We start from the raw sequence: 17,134 nt of genomic DNA, 5'->3' as shown, positions 1-17,134 counted from the left end.
AAAACGGTATGGCTTTATTACATAAAATTGGACAAGTTCTAACAACGGATTTAACCAAAGATTTAAAATTTAAAAAAAATCACGAAGAAGACCTAAAACAAATCACATTTATCGATCAACTAAAAAAGCGACGTAGTATTTATGTTTTAGGGAAGCGTGTGCATTTAAGTCAGGTGTATTTAGCTGAATTGATCCAAGAGGCTGTGCGAAGTTGTCCTTCGGCACATAATTCACAAAGTACTTGTATTGTGATTTTAATGGGCGATTCGCATCATCACTTTTGGAATGTCGTAAAAGAAGTGCAGCGCAAGTTAGTCCCCGCGCATATTTTTGCTGGTGCAGAACTGAAGGTTGATCAATGCTCGGCAGGGTTTGGTACAGTTCTATTCTATGAAGATCAGCAGATCATTCAACAATTACAAAAGAAAATTCCTTTTGATGCGGCAGAATTTCCAGTTTGGTCAGAGCAAGTTTCAGGTATGGCCCAATATGCTGTATGGACCTGTTTAGCAGATGCTGGTTTGGGTGCTTCATTACAACATTATAACCCGAGTATTGACGCTGACATCTCAAAGGTTTTTGAGATTCCAAAACATTGGCTGTTACGTGCGCAATTGGTCTTTGGTTCGATAGAGGAAAAAGCCGCTGAAAAAGAACATTATAAGGATGAAGAGCGCTTTATGATCTATGCATAATGACACGAGATAATCTTTAGTAGTTTCTAGGTCAAGTTTTGTAATGTTATGGCATATTGTTCTATTTTTAAGACACTATGTCGCTGAACTAAGCATGTTCAAATTCAAAATATTAGCTATGATGAATATGAATCTGTATATAACAAGATCGTGAGATCGCTGAGGAAAATAACATGTCATTTTTAGACCACATCAAACAACGTCGTACCATTTATGCTGTTGGTAAGAACGTAGCATTAACACCAGAACAAATTGAATCTGTAATTAAAGAAGCGGTAAATCACAGTCCTTCTGCATTTAACTCACAGACTTCTCGTATTGTGACTTTGTTTGGTGAGTCGCATTTACAGTTTTGGAATGTGGTGCGTGAAACTTTACGTAAAATTGTTCCAGAAGCTGCTTTTGAAGGCACAAATGCAAAAATTAATAGCTTTGCTGCAGGCTATGGTACGGTTTTATTTTATGAAGACCAAGATGTTGTAAAATCATTGCAGGAACAATTTGCGCTTTATGCAGATAATTTCCCAGTGTGGTCTGAACATTCTTCTGCAATTGCTCAATTTGCCGTATGGACTGCGTTATCTGAGCAAAATATTGGTGCGTCATTACAGCATTATAATCCAATCGTAGATGCTGAGATTGCAGAGATCTTCGATATCCCTGCGAATTGGAAACTTCGTGCACAACTTGTTTTTGGTTCGATTGAAGCACCTGCGGGTGAGAAAACATTTATGGCGGAAGCGGACCGCTTTAAAACATTTAATTAATAACTGGTTTTTAAAATGAGAAAGAGCAGAGTAAGTCTGCTCTTTTTTTGTTTTGAGATTTATCTTTAAAATATCAAAGCTTAGCACTATATATTGTAGTGCTGAGTTGGTTCTAAGCTCAGAAATTGTCATAAAATTGTCATTTATACACTGCATAGTGCAACTAAACTTTAATAAACCATCGATAGAGTGTAAAAATGACCTTACGCATAACCCTTGCAACAGCAGCATTGATGTTGAGTACTTCAGTATTTTCAGCAGTGACTATTACTGCTCCAGAGGAAATAAAAATTGAAGGCTTAAATGGGCAAGAGGTTAAGAGTCGTTTATTCAGTTCTGACAACAAATATAATATTGATGCTGGTGAAAATATTATCAGTGTTCGCTACACTCAGTTTTTTGAAGAGCATCCGGGTATTGGCTCACACGATATCGTTCGCTCAGGAATTGTAAATATTAAGACCCCAATTTTACAAGACCAACAGACTTACCGTTTGGCACTGATCAATCCTCCGCAAAACCATGATGATGCCAAGGCTTATGCCAAGCAGCCGATCTTTGGTCTATATAATGCCAAAAATCAGTTACTGGTTGAGCAAAAGGGCAGTAAAACTCAAAATGCAGGTATTCTTCAAAATCTATTTACTGATGCACCAACCGATCTAACACAAAAAGCAACGACAGTGGTACAACCTGCACCGGTCTATACGTCACAAGCTGTTGTTGCGAAAGCTGGGACAGATAAACAAAAAGATTTAACAAGTTCTGGCAATGCTCAACAATTAATTAATACTTGGAAAAGTGCATCTAAATCTGAACGCCAAGCCTTTATGGCTTGGCTTGCTGAACAAGCACAGTAGCTGGTACATTCTGAAAAAACAGCGTTAGCTGTTTTTTTTATTTAGATAGCGCATTTATATGGTAGATAACTTGACTATAATTTAACCTAAAACGTATGTTTTGCTTTAAAAATAACCAGTCGAATGGGTTTTTTGAATTATTTATTTAAATGCACTTGCGCTGCAAATAAAATTGTATAGAATACGCAGCACACCAACGCAATGTAGTGAATAGCTTAAAGCGAAGGTCTTGCTGATGACGAATCAGCAAGAAGATCATTAAGAGATTATGAAGAACAACTTGTGTGGATTTTTACTGATTGATCGATCGAAAATATTTCATTGATTGAATGGTAAAAATTACTCGAAGTTTATTTGAGAAATATTTGTCAGAAAATTGATGAGCCAAGATTTGTAGCCATAAGCTACTAATGATTTTAACTGAAGAGTTTGATCATGGCTCAGATTGAACGCTGGCGGCAGGCTTAACACATGCAAGTCGAGCGGGGAAGGGTAGCTTGCTACCTGACCTAGCGGCGGACGGGTGAGTAATGCTTAGGAATCTGCCTATTAGTGGGGGACAACATTCCGAAAGGAATGCTAATACCGCATACGCCCTACGGGGGAAAGCAGGGGATCTTCGGACCTTGCGCTAATAGATGAGCCTAAGTCAGATTAGCTAGTTGGTGGGGTAAAGGCCTACCAAGGCGACGATCTGTAGCGGGTCTGAGAGGATGATCCGCCACACTGGGACTGAGACACGGCCCAGACTCCTACGGGAGGCAGCAGTGGGGAATATTGGACAATGGGCGCAAGCCTGATCCAGCCATGCCGCGTGTGTGAAGAAGGCCTTTTGGTTGTAAAGCACTTTAAGCGAGGAGGAGGCTACTGAGATTAATACTCTTGGATAGTGGACGTTACTCGCAGAATAAGCACCGGCTAACTCTGTGCCAGCAGCCGCGGTAATACAGAGGGTGCGAGCGTTAATCGGATTTACTGGGCGTAAAGCGTGCGTAGGCGGCTTTTTAAGTCGGATGTGAAATCCCTGAGCTTAACTTAGGAATTGCATTCGATACTGGGAAGCTAGAGTATGGGAGAGGATGGTAGAATTCCAGGTGTAGCGGTGAAATGCGTAGAGATCTGGAGGAATACCGATGGCGAAGGCAGCCATCTGGCCTAATACTGACGCTGAGGTACGAAAGCATGGGGAGCAAACAGGATTAGATACCCTGGTAGTCCATGCCGTAAACGATGTCTACTAGCCGTTGGGGCCTTTGAGGCTTTAGTGGCGCAGCTAACGCGATAAGTAGACCGCCTGGGGAGTACGGTCGCAAGACTAAAACTCAAATGAATTGACGGGGGCCCGCACAAGCGGTGGAGCATGTGGTTTAATTCGATGCAACGCGAAGAACCTTACCTGGTCTTGACATAGTAAGAACTTTCCAGAGATGGATTGGTGCCTTCGGGAACTTACATACAGGTGCTGCATGGCTGTCGTCAGCTCGTGTCGTGAGATGTTGGGTTAAGTCCCGCAACGAGCGCAACCCTTTTCCTTATTTGCCAGCGGGTTAAGCCGGGAACTTTAAGGATACTGCCAGTGACAAACTGGAGGAAGGCGGGGACGACGTCAAGTCATCATGGCCCTTACGACCAGGGCTACACACGTGCTACAATGGTCGGTACAAAGGGTTGCTACCTAGCGATAGGATGCTAATCTCAAAAAGCCGATCGTAGTCCGGATTGGAGTCTGCAACTCGACTCCATGAAGTCGGAATCGCTAGTAATCGCGGATCAGAATGCCGCGGTGAATACGTTCCCGGGCCTTGTACACACCGCCCGTCACACCATGGGAATTTGTTGCACCAGAAGTAGGTAGTCTAACCGCAAGGAGGACGCTTACCACGGTGTGGCCGATGACTGGGGTGAAGTCGTAACAAGGTAGCCGTAGGGGAACCTGCGGCTGGATCACCTCCTTAACGAAAGATTGACGATTGGTAAGAATCCACAACAAGTTGTTCTTCATGACGATGTATCTGAGGGTCTGTAGCTCAGTTGGTTAGAGCACACGCTTGATAAGCGTGGGGTCACAAGTTCAAGTCTTGTCAGACCCACCAAATCTGACTAACAAGCATTGTTAAATGCTGAATACAGAAAACCAGAAACATTGACTTATTGATAAGCTGGGGACTTAGCTTAGTTGGTAGAGCGCCTGCTTTGCACGCAGGAGGTCAGGAGTTCGACTCTCCTAGTCTCCACCATAGATTATAGAACTTAGTAAGTTAAAGCTTATTAACTTCTGTGATTTATCGCAGTTTCCTGACCTGACGAAGGCTGGAAAAATCATTAACAGAATATATTTGAGTTGAAATAATTTGTTCATACTCGTTTTTAAGATCGACATTAACAGTGATTTATTACTGATTGATGAAGATTGAAGAAATGAGTTACTAGCGAAATTAACTGAATCAAGCGTTTTGGTATGTGAATTGAATTGAAGCTGTACAGTGTTTAAGTACACAGAACAACAAACTGTATGATCGAGCAATCGATCTGTCCTAGTACTACTTGTAGGTACTACGACTGTTTGGGGTTGTATAGTCAAGTAATTAAGTGCATGTGGTGGATGCCTTGGCAGTCAGAGGCGATGAAAGACGTAATAGCCTGCGATAAGCTCCGGGGAGGCGGCAAATATCCTGTGATCCGGAGATTTCTGAATGGGGAAACCCACCTGTCATAAGGCAGGTATCGTATGATGAATACATAGTCATACGAGGCGAACGAGGGGAAGTGAAACATCTCAGTACCCTTAGGAAAAGAAATCAATTGAGATTCCCTCAGTAGCGGCGAGCGAACGGGGAAAAGCCCATTAAGTCATATAAGTTCTAGTGGAATGCTCTGGGAAGTGCAACCATAGTGGGTGATAGTCCTGTACACGAAAGGGCTTATATGATGATGTCGAGTAGGGCGGGGCACGTGAAACCTTGTCTGAATATGGGGGGACCATCCTCCAAGGCTAAATACTCCTGACTGACCGATAGTGAACCAGTACCGTGAGGGAAAGGCGAAAAGAACCCCTGTGAGGGGAGTGAAATAGATCCTGAAACCGCATGCATACAAGCAGTGGGAGCCGACTTGTTCGGTGACTGCGTACCTTTTGTATAATGGGTCAGCGACTTACATTCAGTAGCGAGGTTAACCGCATAGGGGAGCCGTAGAGAAATCGAGTCTTAATAGGGCGTTTAGTTGCTGGGTGTAGACCCGAAACCGGGTGATCTATCCATGAGCAGGTTGAAGGTTGGGTAACACTAACTGGAGGACCGAACCCACTGTCGTTGAAAAGCCAGGGGATGACTTGTGGATAGGGGTGAAAGGCTAATCAAACTCGGTGATAGCTGGTTCTCCCCGAAAGCTATTTAGGTAGCGCCTCGGACGAATACCATTGGGGGTAGAGCACTGTTTCGGCTAGGGGGTCATCCCGACTTACCAAACCGATGCAAACTCCGAATACCAATGAGTACTATCCGGGAGACAGACTGCGGGTGCTAACGTCCGTAGTCAAGAGGAAAACAATCCAGACCGCCAGCTAAGGCCCCAAAATTATAGTTAAGTGGGAAACGATGTGGGAAGGCATAGACAGCTAGGAGGTTGGCTTAGAAGCAGCCACCCTTTAAAGAAAGCGTAATAGCTCACTAGTCGAGTCGGCCTGCGCGGAAGATGTAACGGGGCTAAAACTATATGCCGAAGCTGCGGATTTGCAATTTATTGCAAGTGGTAGGGGAGCGTTCTGTAAGCCGATGAAGGTGTATTGAGAAGTATGCTGGAGGTATCAGAAGTGCGAATGCTGACGTGAGTAACGACAATGCGAGTGAAAAACTCGCACGCTGAAAGACCAAGGGTTCCAGTCCAACGTTAATCGGGGCTGGGTGAGTCGACCCCTAAGGCGAGGCCGAGAGGCGTAGTCGATGGGAAATTGGTTAATATTCCAATACTTCTATGTAATGCGATGAGAGGACGGAGAAGGTTAAGTCAGCCTGGCGTTGGTTGTCCAGGTGGAAGGTTGTAGGCATGTATCTTAGGCAAATCCGGGGTACTCTATGCTGAGAACTGATAGCAAGCTGTACTTGTACAGTGAAGTGGCTGATACCATGCTTCCAGGAAAAGTCTCTAAGCTTCAGTTACATAGGAATCGTACCCGAAACCGACACAGGTGGTCAGGTCGAGTAGACCAAAGCGCTTGAGAGAACTCTGCTGAAGGAACTAGGCAAAATGGTACCGTAACTTCGGGAGAAGGTACGCTGCCGACGGTGATAGGATTTACTCCTTGAGCTATTGGCAGCCACAGAAACCAGGCCCCTGCAACTGTTTATTAAAAACATAGCACTCTGCAAACACGAAAGTGGACGTATAGGGTGTGATGCCTGCCCGGTGCTGGAAGGTTAATTGATGGGGTTAGCGTAAGCGAAGCTCTTGATCGAAGCCCCAGTAAACGGCGGCCGTAACTATAACGGTCCTAAGGTAGCGAAATTCCTTGTCGGGTAAGTTCCGACCTGCACGAATGGCATAATGATGGGGGCGCTGTCTCCAGCAGAGACTCAGTGAAATCGAATTCGCCGTGAAGATGCGGTGTACCCGCGGCTAGACGGAAAGACCCCGTGAACCTTTACTGCAGCTTGACATTGAACTTTGATCTTACTTGTGTAGGATAGGTGGGAGGCTTTGAAACCGAGACGCTAGTTTCGGTGGAGCCAATCTTGAAATACCACCCTGGTAATATTGAGGTTCTAACTCTGTCCCGTTATCCGGGACGAGGACCATGTCTGGTGGGTAGTTTGACTGGGGCGGTCTCCTCCTAAAGAGTAACGGAGGAGTACGAAGGTGCGCTCAGCGTGGTCGGAAATCACGCGTAGAGTATAAAGGCAAAAGCGCGCTTAACTGCGAGACCCACAAGTCGAGCAGGTACGAAAGTAGGTCTTAGTGATCCGGTGGTTCTGTATGGAAGGGCCATCGCTCAACGGATAAAAGGTACTCTGGGGATAACAGGCTGATACCGCCCAAGAGTTCATATCGACGGCGGTGTTTGGCACCTCGATGTCGGCTCATCTCATCCTGGGGCTGAAGCAGGTCCCAAGGGTATGGCTGTTCGCCATTTAAAGAGGTACGCGAGCTGGGTTTAGAACGTCGTGAGACAGTTCGGTCCCTATCTACCGTGGGCGTTGGAAATTTGAGAGGATCTGCTCCTAGTACGAGAGGACCAGAGTGGACGAACCTCTGGTGTACCGGTTGTGACGCCAGTCGCATCGCCGGGTAGCTATGTTCGGAAGGGATAACCGCTGAAAGCATCTAAGCGGGAAGCCTACCTCAAGATAAGATTTCCCTAGGACTTTATGTCCTCTAAAGAGCCGTTGAAGACTACGACGTTGATAGGTTGGATGTGGAAGCATAGTGATATGTGAAGCTGACCAATACTAATTGCTCGTGAGGCTTGACTATACAACACCCAAACAGTTGGTGTTGTGGTTCAAATCACTGCAAACAACTTGATTTAGTTATAAAGCTAAGTACAATGTGCAAATTAAATTAACTCAGATATTCTGTTAATAACTCATTTGATGAAAGTTAGGCATACACAATGTGTAAATAAGACCAAACGAATAGTCATAAACAGTTGTGCTGGCGACAATAGCAAGAGTGAACCACCTGATCCCTTCCCGAACTCAGAAGTGAAACCTCTTAGCGCTGATGGTAGTGTGGAGTTATCCATGTGAGAGTAAGTCATCGCCAGCTCATTAATTCAAATCCCCCTCCGCTTAATGCAGAGGGGGATTTTTTTATGCTTAAATACTAGAGAAGAATAAGCTATCTATAAGTGGCTAGATGGTAAAAAGCCAGCATTTGCTGGCTTTTATGTCTTATCTAAAGATGCTACAGAGCACCTTTTAACGTTTCTTGATGTTCTTTAACCTGTTTGGCGTATTTCTTACCTTGACGCTTCATTTTCCAGCTCGAATGATAGCCTGTTGGACCGACATTATAATAAGCCAAAGCTTTGGGCCAACTTTCTGCTTTCTGGTTATAGTTGGCAAGAATATACGTACCACAATTAATATTATTAATTTCTTCAAATAAATCGCCAGGGCAGGTTTGTTGCCAATAGCGTGGGATAACTTGAGTAAGTCCAATAGCACCAGCAGGGGAAACAGCATAATTTCTATAGCTAGACTCTTGTCTTATGACTGCTGCAACTAGTAATGGATCCACATTATAACGATCTGCACTTTGTACAATCATAGGTGCAATACGTAGTGCTGTAGTTGGTTCAACAGCATATGCTTTTTGAATGCCATTGGCTAATTTTGCTGAACGCTTTTCAACGGAACCGCCACCAAGTGATGAACAACCAGTAAATATTAAAGTTGTTGTTAAAATTAAAACAGATTTAGCTTTAATATGAGATGTTGGCAAGTATCGTTGATAATTCAGCAAACTGTATATCCATTGGTATAATGTCTGAGAAGATCATATTGAGCTGTGCAATTACAGTCAAGCTGAGACAGAAGGTACTATTTTATGGTTTTGTTAAATCCGTACTTTATTTAAGCGAAATAGAGGCGACGAACCAAAAGTCTAGATTTTTATGCGGTGAGTAGAGCTACTTGTAAATACAGTTTTGTCATATAAACCCACCGTATTTAGCTTTTTTATAGGTAATTGCATGGACAAGTCAAAGAAATTCCTCTTGCTTATAGTAAAGAGCCTAAGTAGCATCCTAGTTGGTAAGACTAGCTATTCTCCAAATATTATGGTGGAAATTAGGAGGATATAAGGCCTAATGTAAAGACATGGTTGACGACTTATAAAAACTTTTAAATTTCAAAAAAAAGTGATTTACATATAACAGAAAACAGCATTGAATATTTATTTTTATGATGATAATTATCAACTCTATTAGAGAACAGAGCACGGATATGTGAAAAATTAAAAGCGTTTAATATTAAGCTTACTCAATAAAATTAAGTTCTGTAATTGTGGTACACTTTTGAAGTGTAGGAAACAATTTAAGCCGTTGTTAGTTAACATTAATTTAAGTCGAGCGATTTCTTATTTTGTATTACTTTCAATGTGAAGCCATAATTCTTTATTTAGAGAAACCATAGCTTCAACATATCTGAATGGGACGTTTTATATTATTTCAATTCGCTCGATGACTTTCCGAGTTCACGGCGTGCGATAATGAGTTGCTGAATTTGTTGCGTACCTTCAAAAATATCTAGAATTTTCGAATCTCTTGCCCATTTTTCTAAAAGTTCATCTTCGTTGTAGCCGACTGTTGATGCAAGTTCGACGCACTTAAGGGTAATTTCATTACAAATTCGACCAGCTTTGGCTTTGGAGATGGAAGCTTCTTTTGAGTTCGGTTTCTTGTTATCTGCCATCCATGCGGCTTTTAAGGTCAGTAAACGAGCCGCTTCCCATTCGGCTTCCATACGATAAATTTGGCTTGCAATATGAGTCGTTTGTAAGTATGGGGTTATATATTGAGGATCCAAACAATCGCTGAAGATCTTTTTAATGCGTTCTAGTGAGGCCTTGGCACAGCCTATAGCCATCGCTGCAACGAGCGGACGAGTATTATCAAAAGTTTCCATCACGCCAGCAAAGCCTTTAGCAATGTTAATTTCCGCATTTCCTAGTAAGTTATTGGCTGGCACACGGCAGTCGATTAAACGAATAACTGCGGTATCAGAGGCTTTGATTCCTAGCTTATGTTCTAAACGTTCTACTGTCATACCAGCAGTTCCTTTAGGAATCACAAAAGATTTGATCGCTGAACGACCTAATTTTTTATCCAGAGTTGCCCAAACGACGATAGCATCGGCACGTTCACCTGAAGTCACGAAAATCTTTTCACCATTTATGATGTAATCATCATCATCTTTTGTTGCTGTGGTGCGAATAGCGGCAGAGTCCGAGCCACAGTTTGGTTCAGTGATTGCCATAGCTGCCCATGTATTTTTGAATCTCTCTAACTGCTCTTCATTGGCAACAGCTGCTATCGCTGAGTTTCCCAGCCCTTGACGAGGCATTGATAGGAGTAAAGCTGTGTCTCCATAACACATCTCAATTACACTTAAAGTGGTAGAGAGATTCACACCATTTTTATTGCCTTGTTCATTGGTGCCCCGCTTACCGACAGCAGCACCCGCGTTCATACCTTCACCGCCTTCATTCATACCATCGACCAAAGATGCCAACATATCCAGTTCTTTAGGATAGCTGTGTTCAGCTTTGTCGTATTTTCGGGAGATAGGGCGAAGTACATTGATGGCCACTTGGTGGGCTTGATCAATCAGTAATTTAAATTTTTTAGGGTTTTGTAAATTCATGCCAGTTTTCCTTTTTATTATGCATGTAGACCAGAGTGAACAATCGCTGTTGCACGTAAATCACGATACCAACGCTCAACAGGATGTTCTTTGGTGAATCCGTGCCCACCTAAAATCTGTACACCATCGGTGCCAATTTTCATGGATTTTTCGGCACAAAGTAAGCGTGCTAAATAGGCTTCACGGTGAAATGTCTGCCCAGATTCAGCTAGACTTGCGGCATTTAGAATGAGCATACGCATGGCATCAATTTCGATGGCCATATCGGCAATCATAAAAGCAACACTTTGGCGATGTGAAATTGGTTCACCAAAGGCGGTGCGTTCATTGGCATATTCAATACAATATTTTTTGACCGCTTCACATGTGCCAACCGCCATTGAACACCACATTAAATTGCCGAGGTCTAAAAATGCCGTGTAGTTGAAATCTTCATCACCTAAGCGTAAAGCAGGGGTTTGATTAAAAATTAAACTTGCTGTTTCCGTTGCTTTGAGCCCCATAGCGGGAGATTTTTTAAACTGAATACTTTCATCGCGTCTGAGAATAAAAACTTCAGCTTGGCCATTAAGTTCAGCACTGACAAGGAAAATATCTGCACTTTCAGCCAATAGTACTAGTGTCTTTTCACCTTGAATAAAATATTGACCATCACGTGAAATGGCTTTGGTTTTTAACTGGTAAGGATTAAAAGCAGGCGTAACTTCTTGAATTGCAAAGCTAGCGCGAATGCTACTGTCTTGCGCAAAACTATTTAAATATAAAGCTTGTACTTGCTCAGCACCCCATTGTGTAACGGCATTAATCACACTAAAGGTAGAGAGCATACCCGCGGCTAAACTAAAATCACCTTTGGCCAGATGTTCTGCAATAAGTACATTACTCAGAATATTTTTCTCAGTAGCGACACCACCAAGCGCCTCAGGTAAAGCATAAAAGTTCAGACCTAGCTCTTCAATATATTGCCAAAGTTCTGTTGGAAAAGTTTCATTTTGATCGGCACTTGCGGCTAATGGGTAAAGTATATCGGCGGCAAACTGTGACATGGTGTCGATGGTCATTTGCTGATCTTCTGAATAGCTCAGATCAAACAATGATTTTTCTTGATTATTGAGTCGTTGTTTATGCAAATCTTTGTTGGTTTTAAAGGCTTTTTGTGTTTTTGATAGAGTCTTATAGCCCGCTTTTGAGCCTTGATATAGCGATTTCTCGATAAATTTTCTAAGTTTTAATTGGTCAAGTACGTCGCTACTTGCCATTTTTGTGATCAGTGATAAGCCAAATCCCTGAGCCTTATTTACCATATTTGTCATTATTTTCATCCAGCAGAATTATTCTGTGGTTTTATGCTGACATAGCGGCACACGAATAACTATGTCATGACTGACATGATGTATTGTCAAAGATAAACGGTATGTGGTGTATTTTAAATTATTCTAATATTTTGTTTTTTAAGTTTTTTATTGAATCGTTTGGAATTGAAATGATTGATCAATTGACCAAAATGACATCGCGTCATTTTGGTCAATGTACTTTTAGATAAATTTTTTCACCATTGCACGAACATTGGTTTTCGCTTCAATCACAGTCATAAAGGTATAAGCACCGATGAATTTACGGCTGATAAACATAAACTCTTTCGGAGGAACACTGAAATATCGAGATGCCATTGACTTTGAAGCTTGCTGCATTACACGGCTATGAAGCTGGCTTGCTTTCCAGTCATAAGCAAAGTGTTCATCCATAACACCAGCAGGTAAGTCTGAGTTATTGCTTGGACTGCTGAATGCTTCAGTTGCAAGTAAGAAGACTTTAGCCATATCGGGTTTAATGCTTTGAGGGATAGAGTCAAAAAATTCATAGCCTGTCATTGCTTGAACCATTTCTTCACTACTATGATTAAACCCAGCATGAATGAGCTTACGTGCAACGCCAAGTAAATGTTCATCAAACTGTCGTATTGCACCAAAATCAAGCAGAACGATTTTGTCCAAGATGTCATTACCATTACCTAAGCGAACGAGGTAATTACCAAAGTTCGGGTCGGTCTGCATTTCACCCCATTCAAAAATCTCGCGTACCGCAATTTCAAGTGATGCTTCACCAAGTTTGTTGCGACGTTCTTGCGGCAAAGATAGCATGACAGGGCTGTTAATCGGCACGCCACGCTCAAATGTCATACACAATACTTGGTCTGTGCAGTAGCCATCTATAATTTGCGGCACGATGTAGCGTGGGTCTTCTTTTAAGCGAGCAGCAAAGCGGCGTGTGGTTGCAGCCTCAATTTTATAATTGACTTCACGGTGCATCATCTCACGAACTTCATCGAACCATTGGTCGAACTCGCGTGTTTGCGGCACCATTCGTGTCAGTTTAAGCATGTTTTTAAACAGGCTCATGTCTGAGTCAATAGCTTCAGCAACGCCTGGATATTGAATTTTCAATACCATCTCTAAACCATCAGACTTGCGCGTTGCACGGTGGACTTGTGCCAGTGATGCAGTGCCCAGTGGTTCATGATCGATGGTCAAATCATCCAGTTTAGAACCCAACTGGCTGTGCAGTTGCTGTTTAATCGCAGGCCACGCTAAAGCGACCGTTTGATTATTTAAAGTATTTAAGGCTTGCGTGATTTCTTCAGGTAGAAAGTGTTCACCATAAAGCGCCATCATTTGGCCAATTTTGACGATAGAACCTTTAAGTTTGCCTATTTCAGAAACAAGATAATCGGCCTGTTCTTTCATTGCTTTTTTGCGTTTCTTTTCTTTTTCTTCTTCGCTAGAAAACATAGTTGTCGCATTAGAAGCAGCCCAACGTGTTCCAGCAAGCAACGAAGCTTTGGCAATCGATAAACGACGATCCATAGAGGAGGTTTTCAGTTGTTTAAGCTTATCGTTGTGATCTGACATAATTCAGTAAAATCCTTTCATCAGCAAGGGCAGCATTTTAGATTGTAACGGATAATATCGTGTATTCACGTATTAAAAAAGTTCAACTTACTGAATCTCGAGTTAAAAAAGGCCATAAGTGTTAAGCAACCATCTAAATATAGCCTAATCGGGATTGTTACATGCGAAATTTTACTTTAAGCGTATTTTTCTGAATCAATTCATCTTTATGCGTTTGTATGTGTTGCAGGATCATCTCTTGTACCGGTTGGTGCATAAATCCATGTGCATAACCTTTAACAATGATGATGCTTGGTAGACTAAAAAAGAAGTATCGAGCATCTTCAAGGGTTGCACATTCATAGATCCCTTGCTGCTGTAACAGTTTCTGAAAGAAAGCTTTTTCAGTGTCGACATGATTGTTTTCAGTGTCATTCCAATAGCGTTCACGCATCGCCATTAAGTTGTTGTGTTTATAACTCATAAGTTTGGGGAAAATTGGCAGAAGAACTCACTTTATAATAAGGCTGTTTGATCAGGTTTCAATGCCAAGCCTGTGAGTTCATGTAAAAAGCTGTGAGGTGGAAATTTTATAAGAGGCTAGTATGTTCATACAAAATAGGATGTTATATTAAAGCGCTGCAGCACGTAGATGCTGTGAATGATTAGACTAAAAAATCAATGAAGAAAATTTGCTTTGGGGAAAGGAATTGAAACAAATATTCAGTGCGTTGCTTGTTGTGGGATTATTCAGTGGTTCAGCCTATGCAATGGGCCCAACTAAAAAATATGAAGCATGCATGAAACAAACTGGCAATGTGTTGAGTGAAATTGATGCATGCATGAGTAAAGAATATAAAGTACAAAAGAAACGCTTAAAGAAAGTTTTTAAGCCGTATTTAGCCAAGGCTCCTGCAGAAGAGCAAGGATTGGTTAAACAGTCTCATCAGCAATGGCTGGCGCAGCGTGATCAGATTTGTAATAACAAACCTATCGTGAAAAATGAAAAGACTGAATTACAGCGTATTTCGTGTCTGATGCAAATGACACAAACCCGTGCAGATATGTACGAAGCACGTACAGGCCGTATAAGCAAATAAGAGCAAAGCGCATGAAAATGTATTTGCTGTGCATCAAAACATTATAAATCATAGAAAAACAGGGTATCATAAGGCGTTTTTATTATGACCTTGGAGACGCCTTTAGTGGATCGCCCGACTATTAGCCCTGAACATATACAGGAAGCCGCTGAAAACTTAAGCACAATTCGTGATTTTATCCGTTTTGGAGTGACAGCATTACGTCAATACGATGCACATTTAGGTCAAGGTACAGAAGACTATTTTGCTGAAAGTTCAGCTTTGGTTTTACAAACTTTATCTTTAGATTGGAATGCGGATGTTGAAATCTTAGAGTCGAAGCTACTACCAAGCGAAAAGACAGAAGTTTTAAGCTTATTAGAACGTCGTATTAATGAAAAAGTACCGACTTCATATTTGCTTAATTTGGCATATTTTGATGGCAAGCCATATTATGTCGATGAACGTGTACTGATTCCACGTTCACCGATTGCAGAATTGATTCAAAACCGTTTTGCGCCTTATTGCTTAGGTGAAAATGGCCAAATGGGTGAAGCAGTCAATAACTTGCCAGAAAACCCGAATCCAAAAACGCCACAACGTATTTTAGATATGTGTACGGGCTCAGGTTGTATCGCGATTGCTTTGGCTTATGCCTACCCAGATGCCGAAGTAGATGCAACGGATATTTCTAAAGAAGCCTTAGAAGTGGCTCAAATTAACTCAGAACACCACGACAAGCAGTATCAAGTCGCTCTACTTGAGTCTGACCTGTTCTCCAAAATTCCTGCTGAAAATCAATACGATCTTATCGTGTCTAATCCACCTTATGTGGATGCTGAAGACATGGCAGATTTACCTGAAGAATTCCACCATGAGCCAGAATTGGCATTGGCGGCAGGTCAAGATGGCTTAGATTTGGTTCGTAAAATGTTAGCTCAAGCGCCAGATTACTTAACTGAAGATGGCCTCATCGTGATTGAAGTGGGTAATTCTGAATGGGCAATGCGCCAAAACTTTAATACTGTTGATTTTTACTGGTTACAGTTCCAAAAAGGCGGTACAGGAATCTTTGCATTGACCGCTGCTCAATGCCGTCAATTCCGTGATTTATTCATTCAATCTGTTCAAGCATAAAAGGAGTCGTTAGACATGGCAGGTAATAGTATAGGGCAACTCTTCCGTGTAACGACTTGTGGTGAATCTCATGGTGTAGGCTTAATGGCGATTGTGGATGGTGTTCCACCGGGCCTTGAGCTTACAGCAGACGATTTACAAAAAGATTTAGACCGTCGTAAGCCGGGAACCTCTAAATTTGCCACGCAGCGCAAAGAACCTGATGAAGTTGAAATCATTTCAGGTGTGTTTGAAGGTAAAACAACAGGCACACCAATTGGTTTATTGATTCGTAACACCGATCAAAAATCCAAAGATTACGGTAACATTGCACAAAGCTTCCGTCCGGGACATGCAGATTATACTTATACACAAAAGTACGGTTTCCGTGATTACCGTGGTGGTGGCCGTTCAAGTGCGCGTGAAACGGCTATGCGTGTGGCTGCGGGTGCAATTGCGAAAAAATACTTGGCTGAAAAGTTTGGTATTTTAATTCGTGGTCATGTGACCCAAATTGGGACTGAAATTGCGGAAAAATTGGATTGGAACGAAGTACCTAATAATCCATTTTTTTGTGGCGATGTCGATGCCGTACCGCGTTTTGAAGCACTGGTGACTTCATTGCGTGAACAAGGTACCAGTTGCGGTGCAAAGCTTGAAATTTTGGCGGAAAAAGTGCCTGTAGGTTGGGGTGAGCCTGTTTTTGACCGTCTAGATGCTGACATTGCCCATGCCATGATGTCTATTAACGCGGTCAAAGGGGTTGAGATTGGTGATGGTTTTGCCGTTGCTGGTCAGTTTGGACATGAAAGCCGTGATGAGTTAACTACTGATGGCTTCCTTGCGAACCATGCAGGGGGTATCTTGGGCGGTATTTCGAGTGGTCAAACTATTCGTGTTGCAATTGCGTTGAAACCGACAGCATCTATTACCACACCAGGTAAAACGATTAATATTAATCGTGAAGATACTGACGTATTAACCAAAGGTCGTCATGACCCTTGTGTAGGTGTACGTGCGGCTCCGATTGCAGAAGCAATGCTTGCGATTGTTTTAATGGATCACTTTCTGCGTCATCGTGCTCAAAATGCAGATGTCGTTGCACCATTTGCACCGATTGAATACTAAAAAATTCTCTTTATATTTAAGAGAGTACATTAAAGTCAGACTTCGGTCTGACTTTTTTATTTGCGTATGAAAGCTAATCTTAAATGTAAGAAAAGAGTTGTTGGCATATTATGTGCGCTATGGCTATCACGATACTCATCAAACGGCATCTTACCTATTTAGTGCCAATGTAGGTCAACCGTTGATGAATCTTCATTCGGTCTTACTGAGTAAGAAAATTTAGAGAGTTCATTTTTAA

General features: G+C 42.2%; 11 protein-coding genes, 2 tRNA genes and 3 rRNA genes. 11 read left to right on the top strand and 5 right to left on the bottom strand.

The features are described 5' to 3' along the window. Positions 1-8 precede the first annotated feature (8 nt). The 8 genes from AC0KVP_RS09220 to rrf all read left to right on the top strand — a co-directional run bounded on the left by AC0KVP_RS09220 (position 9) and on the right by rrf (position 8,085). Entirely contained in the window at positions 9-695 is a 687-nt protein-coding gene (locus AC0KVP_RS09220) for a nitroreductase family protein (protein ID WP_473340482.1), read from the top strand. 173 nt (positions 696-868) lie between these two features. Next, positions 869-1,462 (top strand): nitroreductase family protein, encoded by a 594-nt coding sequence (locus AC0KVP_RS09215; RefSeq protein WP_058951943.1) that lies wholly within the window; start codon positions 869-871, stop codon positions 1,460-1,462. A 197-nt stretch (positions 1,463-1,659) separates the two neighbouring features. Next, a complete protein-coding gene (locus tag AC0KVP_RS09210) occupies positions 1,660-2,322 on the top strand; it encodes a DUF2057 family protein (RefSeq protein WP_473336185.1) in 663 nt (220 codons plus the stop codon). 417 nt (positions 2,323-2,739) lie between these two features. Further along, positions 2,740-4,277 (top strand): 16S ribosomal RNA (locus AC0KVP_RS09205). A 61-nt stretch (positions 4,278-4,338) separates the two neighbouring features. Next, positions 4,339-4,415: transfer RNA gene (locus AC0KVP_RS09200), tRNA-Ile, on the top strand. Positions 4,416-4,483: 68 nt separating this feature from the next. After that, positions 4,484-4,559: transfer RNA gene (locus tag AC0KVP_RS09195), tRNA-Ala, on the top strand. A 338-nt stretch (positions 4,560-4,897) separates the two neighbouring features. Then, positions 4,898-7,791: ribosomal RNA gene (locus AC0KVP_RS09190) — 23S ribosomal RNA — on the top strand. Positions 7,792-7,970: 179 nt separating this feature from the next. After that, a 5S ribosomal RNA gene (gene rrf, locus AC0KVP_RS09185) occupies positions 7,971-8,085 on the top strand. The 16S, 23S and 5S rRNA genes sit together here with 2 tRNA genes alongside, the layout of an rRNA operon. Before the next feature lie 138 nt (positions 8,086-8,223). On the opposite strand, the gene AC0KVP_RS09180 is transcribed toward rrf, so the two are convergent. The 5 genes from AC0KVP_RS09180 to AC0KVP_RS09160 form a co-directional block, all read right to left on the bottom strand. After that, a complete protein-coding gene (locus AC0KVP_RS09180; protein WP_473336183.1) occupies positions 8,224-8,784 on the bottom strand; it encodes a lytic transglycosylase domain-containing protein in 561 nt (186 codons plus the stop codon). Between the two features lie 701 nt (positions 8,785-9,485). Beyond that, entirely contained in the window at positions 9,486-10,685 is a 1,200-nt protein-coding gene (locus tag AC0KVP_RS09175; protein WP_473336181.1) for an acyl-CoA dehydrogenase family protein, read from the bottom strand. 17 nt (positions 10,686-10,702) lie between these two features. After that, entirely contained in the window at positions 10,703-11,998 is a 1,296-nt protein-coding gene (locus AC0KVP_RS09170; RefSeq protein WP_473336179.1) for an acyl-CoA dehydrogenase family protein, read from the bottom strand. Positions 11,999-12,220: 222 nt separating this feature from the next. Further along, positions 12,221-13,594 (bottom strand): ABC1 kinase family protein, encoded by a 1,374-nt coding sequence (locus tag AC0KVP_RS09165; protein WP_473336177.1) that lies wholly within the window; start codon positions 13,592-13,594, stop codon positions 12,221-12,223. Positions 13,595-13,751: 157 nt separating this feature from the next. Continuing rightward, entirely contained in the window at positions 13,752-14,057 is a 306-nt protein-coding gene (locus AC0KVP_RS09160; RefSeq protein ID WP_428853735.1) for a hypothetical protein, read from the bottom strand. A gap of 226 nt (positions 14,058-14,283) precedes the next feature. Between AC0KVP_RS09160 and AC0KVP_RS09155 the strand changes: the two genes are divergently transcribed. From AC0KVP_RS09155 to aroC, 3 genes are all read left to right on the top strand, one after another. Then, positions 14,284-14,673 (top strand): lysozyme inhibitor LprI family protein, encoded by a 390-nt coding sequence (locus tag AC0KVP_RS09155; RefSeq protein WP_228254625.1) that lies wholly within the window; start codon positions 14,284-14,286, stop codon positions 14,671-14,673. Positions 14,674-14,778: 105 nt separating this feature from the next. Next, the gene (gene prmB / locus AC0KVP_RS09150) at positions 14,779-15,789 is read left to right on the top strand and encodes a 50S ribosomal protein L3 N(5)-glutamine methyltransferase (RefSeq protein ID WP_473340480.1); all 1,011 of its coding nucleotides are present in this window, start codon (positions 14,779-14,781) and stop codon (positions 15,787-15,789) included. Positions 15,790-15,804: 15 nt separating this feature from the next. After that, positions 15,805-16,896 carry a chorismate synthase gene (aroC, locus tag AC0KVP_RS09145; RefSeq protein WP_004979510.1) on the top strand — a complete coding sequence of 364 codons (1,092 nt, stop codon included), beginning with the start codon at positions 15,805-15,807 and terminating at the stop codon, positions 16,894-16,896. The last annotated feature ends 238 nt before the right edge of the window (positions 16,897-17,134 follow it).

The sequence above is a fragment of the Acinetobacter sp. DL27 genome (assembly GCF_055810995.1).
This window is presented reverse-complemented; position numbering and strand designations above follow the sequence as displayed.